Origin of the sequence: Myxococcus faecalis, from assembly GCF_050039385.1 — a bacterium.
In the GTDB taxonomy this organism is placed as follows: Bacteria; Myxococcota; Myxococcia; order Myxococcales; family Myxococcaceae; genus Myxococcus; species Myxococcus fulvus.
This window is the reverse complement of record NZ_CP144336.1, coordinates 4,854,222-4,872,059: the sequence shown is the minus strand read 5'-3', so window position 1 is coordinate 4,872,059 and position 17,838 is coordinate 4,854,222. Positions and strand designations below refer to the sequence as shown.

Here is a 17,838-nt window from a genome sequence, read left to right as displayed (position 1 = left end):
GAGGGCGCCTGAGTTAGCACGGACGCGGCGGCGGACGCCCCCAAAAGCTCGCCGGCCGCGTTCCCCAGCGGACGCTGTCAGCGACTGGCCACCGGGTGCAATTGGACCAGCAAGGGGAGGCTCGCCGCGCGCTCCATCAGCCGGGGCTTGGGACGCACCGCCACCGGCACCCGGGACGCACCGAGCATTTCCAGGTCGAACACGTTGTCGCCGAAGGCCGCGTACAGGGGGCGCTGGGTGCGGGCCCTGAGGCACGTCACCTTGCCGGGGCCATAAGGGATGGGCGACACCACGTCCGTCCACACCACGCCGTCGCGGGACTGGGGCGTGCTCGCCACCACCTGCTCGGGGGGGATGCCGACGACGCGCGCGGCGGCCTGCACCACGGCCAGCGGCGAGGCGCTCACCACGTAACAGGGCACGTCGTGCGCTCGTGCCCACTCCAGGACACGGTGAACCTCGGGGTGGACGCGCTCGGCCACGCCGTGTGACTCCACCACGCCGCGAGCGAAGGCGGACAGCGCCTCGAGCGTCCAGCCCGCGGCCACCCAGGTGGCCATCTCGCAGATGTCCTTCTCCGGAATGCGGCCGGCCTGGAAGGCGGAGAACATGCGGCGGGCCAGCGTGCTGGGGCTGCCCTCGGTCTCCAGGCCGTAGTGGGTGGCGACGGCCGTGAGGCGGGGCCGCACGTCCTCTCGCACGGCGTCGTGCCCCGTCATGCTCATGAACAGGTCATCGCCGACGTCGCCGCTCCACAGCGTGCCGTCTCCGTCGAAGGCCAGCACTCCGCCCGGCGTGGCCTCCCGCTCGCGGGCGATGCGCTCCAGCGTCTGCTCCACGTGCTCCGTCTTCATGGCGGACATCCTGGCCGCCCATGCGCGCGCGGCCAACCCCTGTCTTTGTTTTCACGCGGAGGTGACGCGTCCTGCGTGACGCCGCGCGAAAAGCGCCGGGGAAATGATGACTCACCGACGGATTTTCAGGACCCCCGTTGAGACACCAGCAGCGGGGATTCGAAACGTCCAAGGGGGGACGTTTCATGCCGTTCGGGGGAGCGCGCATGTCCGGTCTCAATCTGAAGGTCCTTCCAGGGGAAGGCCCGGATGTACGAGAGGGTGCGTCCGAAGTCGCGACGGAGGGCGTCTCGAGGGCGGAGGACTTCGTCCGGGGACGCGGCATCCGGTTGGTGCGCGAGGACGGCACGGCGTTCCTCGACGCGGCGTCGGGCACCTTCAACGTGCCGCTCGGCTATGACCACCCGGAGGTGGTGGAGGCCGTCGTCGAGCAGCTGCGCCGCATGGCGCACGCCAGCTCCTCGCTGATGGCGGCGCAGGCGAAGCAGGTGCTCTCGGAGCTCCTCGCGCATGCCCCGAGTCACCTCACGGCCGGATGGATGCGCGACATCACCGGCTCCACCGCCAACGAGTGCGCGGTGCAGGTGGCCCAGAAGGCCACGGGAAAGACAGACGTGCTGAGTCTGTTCCTGTCGCATCATGGGCAGACACAGTTCACCACGGCGATTTCGGGCAACGCCTTCCGGCGCAAGGGCTTCCCGGAGGCGGTGTCACCGCACTCGGTGAAGGTGCCGGCGCCGTACTGCTACCGGTGCTTCTACAAGGCGAAGTACCCCGGCTGCGGGATGCTGTGCGTGGAGCGCATCAGCGACTTCGTGGAGTACGCGAGCAGCGGCTCGGTGGCGTGCATGCTGGTGGAGCCGGTGCTGGGCAACGGCGGCAACGTGGTGCCGCCGCCGGGCTACTTCCAGGCACTCAACAAGCTGTGTGAGGAGAAGGGCATCCTCCTCATCGCGGACGAGGTGCAGACGGGCATGGGGCGCACCGGGCACCTGTTCGCCTCGGAGGCGCTGGGCTTCAAGCCGAACATCGTCACGCTGGCCAAGGGGCTGGGCGGCATCGGCGTGCCGGTGGCGGCGGTGCTCTTCGAGGGCGCGCTGGACGTGCTGGAGAGCCACGAGCACTCCTTCACCTCGGGGTGCAATCCGGTGGCGCTCACCGCGGCGTCCGCCACGCTGAAGGCGATGACGTCCGGTCACCTGCTGGCGAACGTGCGTCGCAACGGAATCATCCTGGGCGAGCTCTTGCACACCCTGGCCACGCGTCATCCGTGCGTCGGGGACGTGCGGGGGCTCGGGTACATGTGGGGGCTGGAGCTCATCCGCGAGGATGGCTCGCCGGACGTGGAGAAGACGCTGGCGCTCATCCGCGTGGCGCAGGAGCGCCACCAGCTGGTGCTGCGCGGCTCGCGCTACAGCTTCGGCAACGTGGTGAAGGTGCGTCCGCCGCTCATCGCGACGCAGGACGACCTGGAAGAAATCGTCGCGCGGTTGGGCCGCGCGCTCGCGGACGTGGGCTGACTCGAGGGGGCGTGTCACATGCGGGCATTGGTGTATTCAGCGGCCTGGGAGCTGTCGCTCCAGGAGCGCGCGGAGCCGGCGGCGCCGGTGCGGGACGAGGTGCTGGTGCGCGTGCGCGCCACCGGCATCTGCGGCACGGACCTGGGCATCATCGGCGGCGAGTACGCGGCGAAGCCCGGGGTGGTGCTGGGCCACGAGTCCTCGGGTGAGGTCGTCGCCGTGGGCCCCGCCGTGCGCGACGTGCGGGTGGGGGACCGCGTCGTCATCGACCCGACCTTCTTCTGCGGCCAGTGTCGGCTGTGTCGCTCGGGTCGGCAGAACCACTGCGAGCGCAAGGGCGAGACGGAGACGGGCGTCAGCGCGGACGGGACGATGGCGCCCCTGCACAGGACTACGGAGCGCTTCCTCTACACGCTGCCCGCGCACGTGGGCTTCGAGGAGGCGAGCCTCACCGAGCCCTTGAGCTGCGCCGTCACGGGCGCGAACCAGCTGCGCCTGCGGCCCTCACTGCGCGCGGTGGTGCTGGGGGGCGGACCCATGGGCGTGCTGTACGCGTGGGTGCTGTCGAGCCTGGGGCTGACGGGCACGTTGGTGGAGCGCGCGCCGGGGCGGCGGGAGCTGTGCCGCGAGGTGGTGGACCGACGCTGGGCGGTGGCCGAGTCACTGGACGAGGTGTGCGCGCGCTACGCGAGGGACGCGGCGCCGCTCGACCTGGTGGTGGACACCACGGGCCGCATGGCGGGGGACGTGCTGCCCAGGCTCTCGCGCGGCGGACAGCTGTTGCTGGTGGGGCTCAAGCGTCACGAGGTGCCGCTGGACGTGGGCGCCATCGCGGACCGGAGCCTGTCCGTGCAGGGCTCCATCGATTCGTTGGACGGCAGCTTCGCCACCGCGCTGCACCTCATCGGCTCGGGCGTCATCCCCGCGCGCCGATTGGTGTCGCACCAGCTTCCGCTGACGCGCTTCCGGGAGGGATTGGCGCTGGTGGGCTGCGACGTGGACGCGCGGCGCCAGGGCGCTCCCGCGGGCGCGCTGAAGGTCGTCCTCCAACCCTGATGCGAGCGAGGCCCACGCACATGATTCACGGACTGCTGATTGAAGGCACGGACTACGCGGGCAAGACGACGGTGTGCAAGCTGTTGGGCGCGAGCCTGTCGGCGGCGGGGCTGCCCGCGCGGCTGGGGCACTGCTACGTGCACGACCTGCCCATCCTCGACCACTTCCTGGCCGAGGCGAAGCTCACGCCGGACCTGCTGCGGATTGATTGGCTCTACTCGGCGAACATCCTGCTGGACCTGGCGCGGTGTCATCGCGGGCTGCCGTCGGGGTTCCTGGTGCAGGACCGGCACTGGCTCAGCCAGGTGGGGCGCAACCGCTTCTTCCATCCGGAGGCGGCGGGGCTGCCGAGTCAGCTCATCTGGGATGAGCACCTCCCGTTCGCGTTCAACTACTACCTGACGTCCACGCCGAAGGCGAAGCGTGAGCGCTCGCTGCTGCGTCCCTCCAAGTCGGTGCGGGACACGTACCTGCGCGACAACCCCGAGCGTCACCAGGCCTACGACGAGTTCCTCGTGTCGCTGCTGCCGCCCGAGGAGCGCTGGGTGGTGGTGGACACGAGCGAGCTGCGGCCGGAGCAGGTGGCCGAGCGCATCGCGACGGACGTGCTGCGGCGGCTGCATGCGGAGGCACCGGTGCGTCCGGTGGTGGCGCGCTAGGTGGCGACGGCGGGGGAGCGACGAGGCCCGAGGGGCGGGCAGGCAATGCGGACACGGGGTGGTGACATGGAAGTGCTCGTCATCGGCAACAACACGGTGGACATCGTCTTCTCCACGCGCGAGGCGCTGGTGACGGACGGGAAGGTGCAGGCGGACGGCCTGCGCTTCTTCGGCGGCGGGCAGGGCGCCAACGTGGCGGCGATGCTGGGCGCGCTGGGGGTCACCACGCGCTACTTCGGTGTCTTCGGTGGGGGGGACTTCGGGAGGCTCGCGCGCGGCTCGCTGGTGGAGGCGGGCGTGCGGGTGGAGGGCAGCCTCACGGTGGCGGACTGTCCGCAGCACACGGCGGCCATCGTGGTGGACACGACGCACGGCACGCGCTCGCTGGTGATGCATAAGGACGCGCGGCTGCGGATGGACGGTGTCCCGGTGGAGGCCGCGCCGATGGATGCGTGTGGCCTGGTGTACCTGGACGGGCACGAGCCCGCCTTCTCGCTGGCGCTGGCGAAGCATGCGCGGGCGCGGGGGCTGCCGGTGTTGGCGGACGCGGAGGTGGCCGACGAGGCCCGGCCGCTGTTGCCGCACCTCACGAGCCTGGTGGCGCCTGGGAAGGTGCTGCGCGAACTGACGGGGGAGCGGGAGCTGGCCTCGGCCGCGCGGGCGCTGCTGGCTGGAGGGCTGCGCGTGGTGGTGGGCACGCTGGGCGCGGAGGGGTGCGAGGGGTGGACGTCGGATGGAGAGCACCACCGCGTGTCGGCGGAGTCCTGCGAGGTGGTGGACACGACGGGTGCGGGGGATGCGTTCCACGCGGGCTACATCGCGGCGGCGCTCGCGGGGCAGGGCTTCGGTGAGGCGCTGCGCTTCGCGACGAAGGTGGCGGCGGTGAAGTGCGGTGTGCCGGGACCCCGCGCGGGAGCGGACCGGCTGGCGCTGCTGGGCACGGCACTGGGCGCGAGCGGGGGCGCGTCCTCTTCGCTGCTGTAGCGGCGAGGCGGACACGAGGCAGGGTCATGAAAGTCATTGTCACGGGAGCGAGCGGATTCCTGGGCCGTCGCCTGATGCGCGCTCTGCGCACGAGCGGAGCCCAGGCCGTGGGGACCTGGAGCACGACGCCGCGCGAGGGCCTGGAGCGCCTGGACATCACCGACGCACGCGCCGTGGACGAGGCCTTCGCGGCGGGACGCTTCGACGTGTGCATCCACGCGGCGGCGCGATGCAATCTCGATGACTGCGAGCGGCACCGGACGCTCGCGTCGACCACCAACGTGGTCGGCACGGGCCACGTGGTGGAGGCCTGCCGACGCACGCGCACCCGTCTGCTCTACGTGTCCACGGACCACGTCTTCGACGGCGCACCCACGAGCGCGTACGTGGAGACGGACGCACCCCGACCCTTGCAGCACTACGGCGTCACCAAGCGGGAAGGAGAACTGCTCGCGCTGACACTCGAGGACGCGCTGGTGCTGCGCGTGCCCCTGCTCTACGGCCTCGCGGGGCCGGACGAGAAGGCCACCTTCGTCACGTCCACGCTGGAGCGACTCGCGGCGGGCCAGCCCGTGTACGCGGACGGCGAACAGGTCCGTTACCCGGTGCTGGTGGACGAGGTGGCGGCGATTCTCGCGCGCCTCGCGGGGGGAGGCGTGCACGGCGTGCTGCACTTCAGCGGCGCCGAGGCCACCACGAAGTACTCGTGGGCGCGCCGACTGGCGCATGCCTTCAACCTGGACGTGACGCTGGTGCACGCGCGCAAGGAGTCGTCGCTCGCGGCGCGTCCTCGCGACAACCGGTTGGGCTCCACGCGGCTGTCCGCGCTCGGGTTCGAGCCACCGCTCACGCTCACGGAGGGACTGGACGTCCTCCGTCACCAGCGGGAGGCGGCGCGATGAGGGGGCCCGTGTCGGAAGGAGACTGGCGCGGCGTCGTGCGCGACGTGCGGGTGAACGGCCACCGCGTCACCAAGCGCGCCACGCACGGCCGGGACAAGCTCCTGCGCGAGGTGGCGTGGCTGAAGGCACTGCCGCCCAGGGCCGTCGGGTACTTCCCGCGGGTGCTGGAGGTGCGCACGGGGGAGGGCTGGGCCGAGTACGACATGGACTTCTGCCCGTGGCCGGACATGTCGCGCGTGCTGGTGGACGGCACGCTGACGGTGGACGAGGCCATCTCGGGGACGCGGAGTCTCCTCGGCTTCGTCTTCGACGTGCTCTACGCGGACCATCACCGGCCGGCGCCGGAGGACTTCTTCCACGTCAGCTACGTGGACAAGTTCTGGCGCAGGGCGAGCGCGGGTCGTGGCATGTCCGAGCGCTTCGACCGGCTGTGCTCAGCGGAGCAACTGGACATCCACGGCCGGGTATACCCGAGCGCGGCGTCCCTGATGCGCGAGCTGCAACGCGACACCGTGTTGCTCGCGCGACTGCGTCCACCGTGCCTCGGTCGGTTCCACGGGGACTTCAAGTACGACAACGTGCTGTTCGAGCCGGCCACGGGACGCTTCCTGTTGCTGGACCCGCGCGGCTCCACCGTCACCGGGGACTCCGACAGCGACTACATGGAGGACCTGGCCAAGCTGCGCACGTGCACGCGGGGGCTCTACGACCTGGTGCGCGCGGGCGCGGCGCGGGTGAGCGAGGACGAGGGACGCATCTCCTGGGAGTGGGCCGCGTGGGCCGGGCCCGCGTTGCAGCGCTTCGCCGCGCTGGACGCATGGCTGGTCGACGAGCTGTCCGTGAAGGCCCGCACGCGCGGGGACGCGGACTGGCGCGTGCGCCTGGACGTGCTCATGCCGCTGCTGCTCCTGGCGAACGCCCCGTTCCAACTCGCGCCCGTGAATCCACGGACCGAGGACATCGCGCTGGTGCTGCACGCCACGGGCGTGCGGTTGCTCGCGGAGGCGCTGGAGTTGCACGGCACCCGGGACCTGGGGGTGTCGCCATGACGGCGAGCGAATCACTCCTCCGAGGCCGCCTGGAGGAAGCCGGGCAGCACTTCACGCAGCCCCGCGATGACCGCCGCGGCCACGAAGGCATGTCCCACGGACACGAGCGTGGGGCGCACCGCGCGGATGAGCGGCGGCAGGTGACGCCGGTCCAGGTCATGCGCGGCGTTGACCTCCAGCCCGAGCTGACGCGCGCGGTCCGCCGCGAGCGCGAGGGCCTCCAGCGCACGCTCCCGCGTGGGGGTCTCGAAGCCCTCGACATACGCACGGCAGTTGAGCTCCACCGCGGCGGCGCCCGCGCGTGCGACGAGGTCCACGGCCGCTGGCTCCGGGTCCACGAACACGGAGATGCGCGTGCGTCCCTGGAGCGAGCGCACCCAGTGCGCCAGCCGTGCCTGGTCATCCTCCGCGCGCCAGCCGCGCTGCGTGGTGAGGTGCTGGGCCTCGAACGGTGTCACCACCCAGCAGCCGACGCCGGGCGTCCGCTCGAGCAGCGCGCCCAGGTCCTCGCGCAGGTCTCCGCCCACGTGCAGCGAGGCGCGCTCGTCGCGGATGACCTCCAGTCGCGCGAGCGCGGAGACGTCCTCGGGCTTCACGTGCCGATGGTCCGGCCACTGGTGCACGAGCAGCGCGCGGCAGCCGCCGTCGACGAGCGCCCGCGCGGCCTCGCCGAGGTCGGGGACGGCGCTCCCACGCGACGAGCGCAGCAGCGCGACCTTGTTGAGTCCCACGCGAAGCACGGGTGTCGAGGCAGCGGCACGCATCCACGGTCCTCCGGATTCCAGGGGACCCATCCTCGCACGGGCGTCGCGCGGGGACTCGTTCGATTCAGGCGGTGGGGTGTGGCCGCCACAGGTGCAGCACGCAGCACGTAGCACGCAGTCACAACCGACACATCAAGGAGCATCACCATGAACAAGCCCCGCAGCGTTGCCATCAAGCTGTCCGCCGACACCATGAAGTGCGTCGTCGGTGGCGCCATCACCACCACGAACATCCCCGTCGTCACCCTGCCGGGTCCCATCGTCACGGGCCCGGTGGTGACGGGTCCCATCCTCGAGGGGCCGGGCCGCGTCTTCCCGGTGCTGTGATTTCGCCGGTGAAGGCTGACCGCGTGGGCCGTTGAGGCTCATGCAGGGGGGCGCGGGCCGCCTGGAAACGGGCCCGCGTCGTCCTTCCTCTTCTTTTTTCCGATGTGGCGGCCCTCATGACGCAGCCTTCGCGTGACGACCTGGTGGACCTCCTGGGTGTGGACCTGGGCCAGCTGTTGGCGCTCGAGTCCCTGACGCCCGCGCTGGAGGCCGCGGTGTTCCTGTCCGGCTCCCTGGTGGAGGGCATGGGCAACGCCTTCTCCGACATCGACGTGTTCATCGTCGGCGGGGGGGAGCCGAAGGGCACCAGCCTGCACAAGGCGGGGGAGGCGCTCTTCTCCGTGCACATGCTCGGCAAGCGGCGCGTGGACTTCGAGTACTGGAGTGACGCGGCCGTGGAGCGGCTCGCCGCGAAGCTGGCCTCGCTCGACCTGAAGGAGGGGGGGCCGGACAACGTGATGATGGAGCGGCGGATGACGGAGGACGAAATCGTCTTCCTCCACCGCGTGCGCACGGGCGTCGCGCTGATGCACGACAGCCGCCTGGAGCGGCTCCGCGCCCGCTTCGACTTCCCTCGGCTGTCGCGGTGGTTGCAGGAGGTGAAGATTCGCGAGGTCGACGACGCGCTCGAGGACCTCTACGGGATGATGGAGCAGCCGGACGTGGCGCTGATGCGCGCGCGGGAGCTGCTCAACTCCACCTGCGACGCCTTCTGTCACGCGCGGGGCAGCACGAACATCCGTCGCAAGTGGCGCACCAGAATCCTGGGGCAGCTCGCCGCGAGCGGTGACGCGGAGGCACGCACGTTCGAGCAGCGCTTCTGGGAGCTCCAGTTCCCCGACGGCGCGCGGCTGAGGGCGCAACCGGAGGCGCTCAAGGCCTATCTGGAGACGTGCATCCGGCTGTGCAACCAGCTCACGGATGTCATCGAGGGATGAGCGCCATGGACCTGCTCGTTCCCGTCACCCATCTGCGCGTGCGGCGGCGCCGCGCGGAGGGCCAGGTGCACCTCATCCTGGACAACTACTACTTCGACCTGGACGAGGGCACCGATGCCGTCTGGCGCGCCTGTGACGGCGTGAGGACGGTGGTCCAGGTGGCCGAGGTGCTGCATCGCGAGCGGGGCTGGGACCTGGAGCTCGCGCTCGCCGTCACGCGCCACACGTTGGGCGCCTTCGTTCAGCAGGAGCTCGTCTCGCTCGTGGCTCCTCCTTCTTCTTCCAACCCTTCAGCAGGCGGTGAGAACCATGAGTGACAGCAACGGCCACCTTCCCATCATCGGACGTGCCTGGCATCCCTCGACGCGTGAGCCCGGGCCGCTGCATCCCGCGATGCGGCTGTCCCTGGCGAGCTGGGTCCGTCCCGACGGGCTCGCGCGGCGCGAGCTGGTGCTCGGTGGGGCGCAGGGCGAGCCCTGGGAGGTGATGACCATCGACAGCGAGAGCGCGGAGAAGGCCTGGCGCGTGATTCCGCTGTTCGACGGGCAGCGCACGCTCTCGGAGCTGGCGCGGGAGACGAAGCTGGGGCTGGAGCTGGTGTCGTCGGTGGCGCAGGACCTGTATCACCGCGCGGTGCTGGTGCAGACGAGCGCGTTCGAGGTGGACGCGCTGGCGTACTACGAGCACCTGCGCTCGCTGGCGGGCATCGCGCAGCAGCGCTGGGGGCCGTCGGCGATGTTGCACCGGTTCTGGACGGGGCCGGTGTCGCGGCGCCTGGCGGTGGGGTACCTGCTGGAGAACTACCACTTCGCGCTGGCGGCCTCGTCGCACCAGAGCGCGGCGGTGGCGTCGCAGCCGACGGAGCGGCTGAAGACCATCCTGAGCGAGCACCTGTCGTTCGAGTACTGGCACCACGCGTGGTTGAAGCGCGGGTTGCTCGCGGCGGGGTTGACGGAGGTGGATTTGGAGCGGGCGTCTCCGCTCATCTCGATGCAGGCGCTCATCAACCACCTGCGGTGGTTGGGCATGGCGGATCCGCTGTCGTACTCGGCCTGTATCGGCGTGGGGGAGGGAGACCCGACGGCGCTGGCCACGGTGGGGAAGTTCTGGGAGCGCTTCACCGAGCACGGGGTGTTGCCGGTGGAGGCGTACGGGCCCTTCCGGGACCATGACGTGGGGGACTGCAGTGATGACCACGACCAGTTCGGGCGGGAGCCGTTCGCGGACTCGGGGCCGTTGACCGCGGCGGACCAGGCGCGCATCCGTCGCAGGCTCATCACGTTCTGCAGATTGACGATGGCGTACCACCGCGAGCTGCTCGACTTCTACGGTCCGGACGAGGGGCCGCTCGTCTTCACCGTGGAGGACTGAGTGGCGGCGCCATGAGCGTGCTCGCGGACAGCGTCGAGACGTTCTCCCTGGATGCACGACGTGTGTCCGGGGTGCTGCGCATCCTGCCGGAAGAGGTCCGTCGACATCTGGAGCGCGCGGGGCGCATCCGTGTCTTCGCGCCGCAGGAGCTGGTGGCGGCGCGAGGGCAGCCGTGTGACTCGGTGCACCTGGTGCTCGAGGGGATGCTCGTGATGGGGCACCTGGGCGCGAGCCACGGTGCGTTCCTCCGGGTGACCCACGTGGCGGCGGGCGAGCTGTACGGCACGCACGCGCGTGACGCGGGGGCGACGCACGGGTTCGATGTGGTGGCGAGCGGTGGTGCGAGGGTGCTGGAGGTCCCTGGCGCAGCCTTCACGGAGGCGCTGGCCCTCGACGAGACGGGCGGACTGAAGGCGCTGCTGTGCCCCGCGCTGCGCCGGGCGTTGCTGGACCTGTTCGTGGAGGACGTGGAGCCGGAGGGCGCGCTGCGGCTCGCGGCGTGCTTCAGGGAGAGCACGGTGGCGGAGGGCACGGTGCTCATGCCCGCGGGGGCCACGGCGGCGGAGTGGTGGGTGCTGCGCCAGGGCTCGGTGCGCTACGGCGAGCGGGCCCTCGGGCCGGGCGAGGACTTCGCGCTGGATGCGCTGCTCCTGGATGCGCCCGTCTTTGCCGCGGCGACGGCGCTGGAGCCGAGCACGCTCTTGTCGGCGCCCCGAGGGGCCACGGCCGAGGTGCTGCTGCGCTTCCCGGGAGTCCGCCGGGCGCTGGGGCGACGGGTGGCTCGCAGCAGCGCGCAGTTCAACCGCTGGCCGCACGTGGTGCTCACGGATGTGAGCGCGCCACCCGAGGTGCCCGCGGAGGAGGAGTCCTCCCTGGAACTCCCCGAGCGACCGAATTCCGCGCCGAGCTGGAAGCCCGTGCCGTTCTACCGACAGCAGGAGCACATGGACTGTGGGGCCGCGTGCCTGCGCATGGTGGCGCGGTACCACGGCCACGAGCTGGACTACCCCTCGCTGATGAAGCTGGCGGGCGTGAGCCGCTACGGCACCAGCCTGTTGGACCTGTCGCGCACGGGGGAGCAGCTCGGGTTCATCACCACGGGCATCCAGGCGGATTGGGAGCTGTTGCGCTCGGTGGACCTGCCGGCCATCGCGCACCTGCAGGACCGGCACCACTTCGTCGTGGTGTGGCGGGTGACGCGCAAGGGTGTCGTGGTGGGGGACCCGTCGTTCGCGACGCGCACGATTCCGCGAGAGGCGTTCGAGCGTTCGTGGAAGGGGATGTTGCTGCTGCTCAAGCCGTCGGACCGGATGACGACGGCGGTGGCGCCGCTGGCCCCGAAGCAGCGCGAGCAGTCCGCGCTCGGGCGCTTCTCGGTGCTGCTGCGTCCCTATCGCTGGGCCATCGCGGAGCTGGTGGGGCTGTCGCTGCTGTTGCAGGTGCTGGCGCTGGCGTTCCCGCTGGGGAGTCAGGTCGTCATCGACCGGGTGTTGATGCGCGCGGACACGGCGTTGCTCGACGTGCTGCTCGTGGGGTTGCTGGGGACGGCGGTGGTGTCCGGGGTGTTGTCCTATGCGCGCAGCTACCTGGTGCTGGAGGCGTCCACGCGCATCGAGCGCGACGTGGTGGAGACGCTGTACCGGCGCATCCTGGATGGGGCCTCGGGCCTGTTCCAGCGCTTCACGACGAGCGACATCCTCAACCGGTTCCTCGAGGTGGGGTTGGTGCGCGGGTTCATCGTCGACAACGCCATCGCCATCACCATTGACGTGGCGTTGGTGTTGAGCACGGCGGCGGTGCTGACGCTGTACTCGCCGGTGCTGGCGGTGCTGGCGTTGGCGCTCATGCCGTTGCACCTGTTGGTGTCGGCGGTGGTGGGGCGGCAGGTGCGCAACCACACGGTGGCGTATCTGTCACAGCATGACCTGTACCAGACGCACCTGATGGACTCGTTCAAGGGCTTCGAGTCGCTCAAGGCACATGCGCTGGAGCTGCCCTTCCTGCGCACGATGCAGCGCCTGTTGGCGCCGTCGCTGCAGCACGGCTTCAAGGCGGCGATGCACGGGGCGATTGGCGCGAGTGTGTCGCAGACGTTGGACCTGATGGGCAGCGCGCTGGTGCTGTGGGTGGGCTCGAAGGCGGTGCTGCGAGGAGAGCTGACGGTGGGAGCGCTCATCGCGGCGACGCTGTTCGCGCGGCAGATGAGCGGGCCGTTGGTGCGACTGGCGACGCAGTGGCGGGACTACCAGCGGGTGCGAGCGCACCTGGAGCGGGTGGGGGCGGTGCAGGACGTGGCGGGGGAGGGGGACAAGCGGGCCTCGGCGGTGTTGGAGCTGCCGAGGGTGAAGGGGCACCTGCGGTTTCGCGGGGTGAGCTTCCGCTATGGGAGTGGCAGGGAGTCCAACACGTTGGAGCGGTTGGACTTGGAGTTCGCGCCGGGCGAGGTGGTGGCGTTGGTGGGGCCGTCGGGGTGTGGGAAGAGCACGCTGGTGCGGCTGCTGTTGCGGTTGCATGACCCGAGCGAGGGGACGGTCTCGATTGACGGCTACAACCTGCGGGACGTGACGCCCGAGTCGGTGCGTGGGCAGATAGGGATGGTGACGCAGGAGACGCAGCTGTTCTCCGGCACGGTGTTCGACAACATCGCCTGTGGACGTCCGGTGACGGAGCAGGCGGTGGTGAGGGCGGCGCAGCTCGCGGGGGCGTACGACTTCGTCACGGAGCTGCCGTACGGGTTCCAGACGTTGGTGGGGGAGCGCGGGTTGACGTTGTCGGGAGGGCAGCGGCAACGGGTCATCATCGCGAGGGCGTTGGTGACGGACCCGCGCATCCTCATCTTCGACGAGGCGACGGCGGCGCTGGACCCGCTGGCCGAGCAGGCGATTCACGACCGGCTGCGAGACATCGTGCGAGGGCGGACGACGCTCATCATCAGCCATCGGCTCCAGACGTTGCAGCACGCGGACCGCATCGTGGTGATGAACGAGGGGCGCATCTCACAGATGGGGACGCACGAGTCGCTGATGTCGGCGCAGGGCAAGCTGTACAGCGCGCTCGCGCAGGCGACGCCGAACTGGAAGCGCCATGGCACGGAGGTGGGGCATGGCGGTGAGTGAGGACGCGTATCGCGAGCTGCTGCCGGTGCTCGACTTCCCGAGGACGCGGCAGGTGTTGCGGACGCTGTACCTGGTGTGCGCGGGGCTGGCGTTGCTGGGCTTCGGCGCGTTGTGCTTCATCGAGCTGGACGTGGTGGTGCGAGCGCAGGCGGTGGTGGCGCCGGTGGGGGAGACAGCGCGAGTGCAGGCACAGCGCTCGGGGGTGGTGGCGGACATCTCGGTGCGCGAGGGGCAGCCGGTGGAGCAGGGAGCGGTGCTGCTGCGCCTGGATGACGCGCAGGTGCGGACGCGCTTGAAGCTGCTGGAGCAGCAGGTGGCGGAGGCGCGAGGACGGGTGTCGATGTTGGAGGCGCTGGTGGCCTCGCGAGCGGACGCGTACGGGGTGCAGGTTCGCGTGCGGAAGGCGACGGCTGTGGAGACGGTGGCGAGGCTGGAGGCGGCGCGAGCGCAGGTGAGCGCGAAGGAGCGAGAGGCGGAGGCGCGAGCGAGGGATGCGCGGCAGGCCGAGCAGCTGAAAGCGAAGGAGTTCGTGGCGCCGGTGGAGGCGGAGAACGCGGCGACGGAGGCGGAGGTCGCGCGCTCCCAGGTGGAAGCGGCGAGAGCGGCGGCGCGCGAGCTGGAGGCGAGCCTGGGGCGGCTGGAGTTGGAGCAGCGGGGGTTGGAGGGGGACGCGAGGGTGGCGTCGTTGGCGGACGGGGCCGCGTTGGCGGCGGCGAAGGTGGAGTTGGAGCGGTACGAGGGAGAGCTGGAAGAGACGCGGCTGGAGGTGGCGAGGTGGGAGGTGGTGGCGCCGCGAGCGGGGACGGTGCAGGGGCTGACGGTGTTCGACCGGGGAGACGTGGTGCAGGCGGGGAGTGTGTTGGGGTTGGTGGTGCCGTCGGAGGATGCGTTGGTGGTGCGCGCGGCGGTGGCGTCGGAGGGAATCACCTTCCTGCGAGAGGGGCAGGCGGTGCGCATCAAGCTGGACGGCTATCCGTTCCAGGATTTCGGTGTGTTGTTGGGGGAGCTGTCACGCGTCGCGGGGGACACGACGCGGAGGCAGGACGACACGCTGGGGGCCTCGCCCTATCGAGTGGACGTGAGGGTGCCGGAGGCGCCGCGTTCCACGGCGGGAGTGCCCGTGAAGCTGCGTCCAGGGATGACGGGCACAGCCGAGTTCGTGGTGCGCCGCGAGCGACTCGTCTCCGCGTTGATGCGCCCGCTGCGGGGCGTGGACAGCCTGGGGCACTGACGGGTTTGACAGATGTTATACGGCTGTTTAAATCAGGTTGGCGAATTTAGCGATTTTGAATCGAGTCGAGTGATTCAAACCCCTGAATAAACAGGGATTCCTTTGCTGCTGTAGCGGAGTGCCCGCATGCTGACCAACCTCGACCACCCCGTCGCGCTTCCTCCCGAGAAGCGCCCTATCGCCGAGCAGATCCATCGGCAGCTCACCCAGGGAAAGGCCGCGTCAGGGGCTCGCCCGAAGTCGCCGGTCCTGCTCTTCCCGAACGGCGCTCAGGTCGAACTGCCGCCAGAGGCCGCGGAGTTGCTGCGCACGCTCTTCGCCGCGCTTGCCAAGGGAGAGCCGGTGAGCATCGTGCCTTCGAGGAAAGCGCTGACCACGCAGCAAGCAGCGGACTTTCTCAACATCTCACGCCAGGGACTCGTCAATCTGTGTGAGTCCGGGAAAATCAAATACACCCGAAGCGTCAAGCATCGACGCATCCTTTTCGAGGACCTCCTGCGCTATAAGCAGCAGCGGGACGAGGCAAGGGCGAGTGGTCTTCGAGAGCTCACGCAGCTCAGTGAAGACGACGAGGATTACTACAGCTAGGGCCGGTCGAAGCACGCCGGCCCGCTGCGGGGTGGGGGCGTGTTCCCAGCGGTCTTTCGGGTGTTCATCGACGCGAACGTGTTCTTCTCGGGAGTGACGCGCGACACCCTGTTGCGCGTCGCTTCGGCCGGTCTCATCCAACCGTATTGGAGTGACCGCGTCCTCGAAGAGTTCCGACGGAGCCTGATAGCGAAGAGGAACCGCACCCCGGAGTCGATCGACAGGACGCTCGCCCTGTTGGAGCTGCATTTCCCCGACTCGAGGGTGACAGGCTACGAGCACCTGGAGCCCAGCATGAGAAATCATCCGGGGGACAGGCATGTCGCCGCCGCGGCCTTCAAGGCGCAGGCGCAGGTCCTGGTGACCAACAATCTGAAGCACTTCCAGAAGGAAGACCTGCCCGACTTCATGGAGGCGCAGTCCGCTGACGGCTTCCTGCGGAATCTCTTCGACCTTGATAGTGAGACGCTGCTCCAGATTCTCCGACAGCACGCCGAGGAGAAGAAAAAACCTCCGCAGACCTTCGAGCAGCACCTCAATGCGCTGTCGAAGCCGCTCCCGGGTTTTGTTCAGGACGTGCGCGACTATCTGCGCTTGCTCGACTCCGACCCGGATGGAAGCGCATAGCGCGCTGCCTCAATCCCTCGCCCTGCGAGCCTCCTCGAGCAGGCTCAAGTCCACCAGCCCGCTGATGTCCGACGCGGGGATGAAGTGCAGCTCCTGCGCATGCCGCGCGGCCGCCGCCAGCGCGGAGCCCACCGGGTCCAGGCTCGGCTCCAGCCGTGAGAACGCCCCCTGCAGAATCGGCGGCTTCAACGGCTTCTTCGTCAACTGCCCGAACGCCGCGTTCACCGCCGTGGCGAACGCCTCCGGCTCCTGCTCCCACCGCTCCGTCAGCTTCACGTGCGCGCGCAACAGCGCGACGATGCGCGGCCGCTGCGTCTCGATGGCCTTCCGCGTCGTCACCACCACCGTCGTCGGATACCGCCCACCCGGCCACAGCGACTTCTCATCCACCAGAACCTGCCCGCCGCCCCCCGGCTCCAGCAGCATGCGCGTGCCCCACGGTTCGGGCACCCACGCGCCCTCGATTCCCCCGCGCAGGTACTGCACCAGGATGTCCGAGTTGCTCAGCGGCACAATCTGCAAATCCCCCGTGCCGTCCAGGTTCGTCTCGATGCCCTGCTGCTTCAACCAGTAGCGCAGCGCGATGTCCTGCGTGTTCCCCAACTGCGGCGTGGCCAGCTTCTTCCCCTTCAGCTCCGCCGCGCTCTTCGCCGTGCGCGTCACCAACACCGCGCCCCCGTTCACCGCGCCCGCGATGACCCGCAGCTCGCGCCCCGCCTTGAGGAACGTGTTGATGGACGGCCCCGTGCCCACGTAGGACACATCCAACGAGCCCGCCACCAACGCCTCCATCGCCGCGGGCCCCGCGTTGAACTGCTTCACCTCCAGCTTCCCCACCCCAGGCTCCGACGCGAACGTCCCCTCCGCGTTCCCCACCAGCGCCTGCGCATGCGTGATGTTCGGGAAGAACCCCAGCCGCAGCGCATCGTCAGGCCCTCGCGCCGACTCGCGCTTGCACCCGACGCCCATCAACACCACGACCGCCAGGAAACGAAGAAGACGCATAGGCACCCAGCAGAAGGACGCGAAGCCAGCACTGGCAACACGTGTCACGACACGAGCGTCGGGCGCTTCACATCGCCGGCTGCAAACCCCAGCGCCGGCGCAGCCGCCCCTCCACCGTCTGGAAGAAGACACGGTCCACCGTCACGCCGATGAGCACGATGGCCACCATCACCGCCATCACCTGCGGCACGTCCATCAGCTCGCGCCCCACCGTGAGCAGCTGCCCCAATCCCCCGGACACGAACAGCAGCTCCCCCGCGAGCAGCGCGCGCCACGCGAAGCTCCACCCCAGCTTCAACCCCGTCACGATGCCCGGCAGCGCCGCCGGCAGCAGCACCCCGAACTGGAAGCGCAGCCCGCGCACCCCCAACGTGCTCGCCACACGCAACAGCTGCGGGTCCACTCCCTGGATGCTGTCCTCCGTCGCGATGGCGATGCCCAGCACGCTGCCCATCACCACCACGAACAGGATGGCCCCGTCCGTCAGCCCGAACCACAGGAGCGCCAAGGGCAACCAGCAGATGGACGGCAGCGCCTGCAGCCCCATCACCACCGGCTTCACCGCGTTGCGGAAGAACGCCAGCCTGGCCATCAGCAGGCCCAGCGGCACGCCGATGCCCACCGACATCACGTACGCGCGCCCCAACCGTCCCAATGAGCGCAGCGTCGCGCCCCACAGCTGCCCGCCGGACGCCAGCCGCCAGAGGCTCTCGGCCACCGTCATCGGCCCGGGGAACAGGTACGAGGACCAGATGCCCATCCGGGCCACGCCCTCCCACACGCCGAGCAGCAACAACACCAGCCCCAGCTTCTGGGAGTAGTTCTTGAGCGCCGAATCACGCTTCAT

At 69.9% G+C, this 17,838-nt stretch carries 18 protein-coding genes; 14 read left to right on the top strand and 4 right to left on the bottom strand.

Annotation, left to right across the window (positions count from 1 at the left end; all coding sequences use genetic code 11):
• Positions 1-77: 77 nt before the first annotated feature.
• The gene (locus tag VZQ01_RS19490) at positions 78-854 is read right to left on the bottom strand and encodes an HAD family hydrolase (RefSeq protein WP_267698657.1); all 777 of its coding nucleotides are present in this window, start codon (positions 852-854) and stop codon (positions 78-80) included.
• A 206-nt stretch (positions 855-1,060) separates the two neighbouring features.
• Between VZQ01_RS19490 and VZQ01_RS19485 the strand changes: the two genes are divergently transcribed.
• The 6 genes from VZQ01_RS19485 (at position 1,061) to VZQ01_RS19460 (ending at position 7,024) form a co-directional block, all read left to right on the top strand.
• A complete protein-coding gene (locus tag VZQ01_RS19485) occupies positions 1,061-2,374 on the top strand; it encodes an aspartate aminotransferase family protein (RefSeq protein ID WP_426748640.1) in 1,314 nt (437 codons plus the stop codon).
• Between the two features lie 18 nt (positions 2,375-2,392).
• Complete coding sequence (locus tag VZQ01_RS19480) at positions 2,393-3,430, top strand: zinc-dependent alcohol dehydrogenase (protein WP_223749473.1); 1,038 nt, start codon at positions 2,393-2,395, stop codon at positions 3,428-3,430.
• Between the two features lie 20 nt (positions 3,431-3,450).
• A complete protein-coding gene (locus VZQ01_RS19475; protein ID WP_223749472.1) occupies positions 3,451-4,089 on the top strand; it encodes a hypothetical protein in 639 nt (212 codons plus the stop codon).
• Positions 4,090-4,155: 66 nt separating this feature from the next.
• Positions 4,156-5,073, top strand: a complete 918-nt coding sequence (locus VZQ01_RS19470) for a carbohydrate kinase family protein (protein WP_223749471.1) — start codon at positions 4,156-4,158, stop codon at positions 5,071-5,073.
• A 26-nt stretch (positions 5,074-5,099) separates the two neighbouring features.
• Positions 5,100-5,975, top strand: a complete 876-nt coding sequence (locus tag VZQ01_RS19465; RefSeq protein WP_426748638.1) for an SDR family oxidoreductase — start codon at positions 5,100-5,102, stop codon at positions 5,973-5,975.
• 8 nt (positions 5,976-5,983) lie between these two features.
• Positions 5,984-7,024 (top strand): hypothetical protein, encoded by a 1,041-nt coding sequence (locus tag VZQ01_RS19460; protein WP_426748637.1) that lies wholly within the window; start codon positions 5,984-5,986, stop codon positions 7,022-7,024.
• A gap of 11 nt (positions 7,025-7,035) precedes the next feature.
• On the opposite strand, the gene VZQ01_RS19455 is transcribed toward VZQ01_RS19460, so the two are convergent.
• Entirely contained in the window at positions 7,036-7,788 is a 753-nt protein-coding gene (locus tag VZQ01_RS19455) for a pyridoxine 5'-phosphate synthase (protein ID WP_426748636.1), read from the bottom strand.
• Between the two features lie 147 nt (positions 7,789-7,935).
• On the opposite strand from VZQ01_RS19455, the gene VZQ01_RS19450 reads away from it, so the two are divergent.
• The 8 genes from VZQ01_RS19450 to VZQ01_RS19415 all read left to right on the top strand — a co-directional run bounded on the left by VZQ01_RS19450 (position 7,936) and on the right by VZQ01_RS19415 (position 15,986).
• Positions 7,936-8,115: a hypothetical protein gene (locus VZQ01_RS19450; RefSeq protein ID WP_141326135.1), complete on the top strand. Its 180-nt coding sequence runs from the start codon at positions 7,936-7,938 to the stop codon at positions 8,113-8,115.
• Positions 8,116-8,231: 116 nt separating this feature from the next.
• Positions 8,232-9,053 (top strand): hypothetical protein, encoded by an 822-nt coding sequence (locus VZQ01_RS19445; RefSeq protein ID WP_223749467.1) that lies wholly within the window; start codon positions 8,232-8,234, stop codon positions 9,051-9,053.
• A gap of 5 nt (positions 9,054-9,058) precedes the next feature.
• A complete protein-coding gene (locus VZQ01_RS19440; protein WP_223749466.1) occupies positions 9,059-9,370 on the top strand; it encodes a hypothetical protein in 312 nt (103 codons plus the stop codon).
• The gene (locus VZQ01_RS19435) at positions 9,363-10,424 is read left to right on the top strand and encodes a heme oxygenase-like domain-containing protein (protein ID WP_223749465.1); all 1,062 of its coding nucleotides are present in this window, start codon (positions 9,363-9,365) and stop codon (positions 10,422-10,424) included. Before VZQ01_RS19440 ends, VZQ01_RS19435 begins: the two co-directional genes overlap by 8 nt.
• An 11-nt stretch (positions 10,425-10,435) precedes the next feature.
• Positions 10,436-13,540, top strand: coding sequence for an ABC transporter transmembrane domain-containing protein (locus VZQ01_RS19430; RefSeq protein WP_426748635.1), 3,105 nt, complete (start codon positions 10,436-10,438; stop codon positions 13,538-13,540).
• The gene (locus tag VZQ01_RS19425; protein ID WP_426748634.1) at positions 13,527-14,771 is read left to right on the top strand and encodes a beta-barrel domain-containing protein; all 1,245 of its coding nucleotides are present in this window, start codon (positions 13,527-13,529) and stop codon (positions 14,769-14,771) included. The genes VZQ01_RS19430 and VZQ01_RS19425 overlap by 14 nt, the downstream gene beginning before the upstream one ends.
• Before the next feature lie 126 nt (positions 14,772-14,897).
• Positions 14,898-15,359, top strand: a complete 462-nt coding sequence (locus tag VZQ01_RS19420) for a helix-turn-helix domain-containing protein (RefSeq protein ID WP_426748633.1) — start codon at positions 14,898-14,900, stop codon at positions 15,357-15,359.
• Positions 15,360-15,398: 39 nt separating this feature from the next.
• Positions 15,399-15,986, top strand: a complete 588-nt coding sequence (locus tag VZQ01_RS19415; RefSeq protein WP_223749462.1) for a VapC50 family PIN domain-containing toxin — start codon at positions 15,399-15,401, stop codon at positions 15,984-15,986.
• Positions 15,987-15,995: 9 nt separating this feature from the next.
• Here VZQ01_RS19415 and VZQ01_RS19410 read toward each other — a convergent pair whose 3' ends face one another.
• A complete protein-coding gene (locus tag VZQ01_RS19410) occupies positions 15,996-16,991 on the bottom strand; it encodes an ABC transporter substrate-binding protein (RefSeq protein WP_267698668.1) in 996 nt (331 codons plus the stop codon).
• A 67-nt stretch (positions 16,992-17,058) separates the two neighbouring features.
• Positions 17,059-17,838: an ABC transporter permease gene (locus tag VZQ01_RS19405; protein WP_223749460.1), complete on the bottom strand. Its 780-nt coding sequence runs from the start codon at positions 17,836-17,838 to the stop codon at positions 17,059-17,061.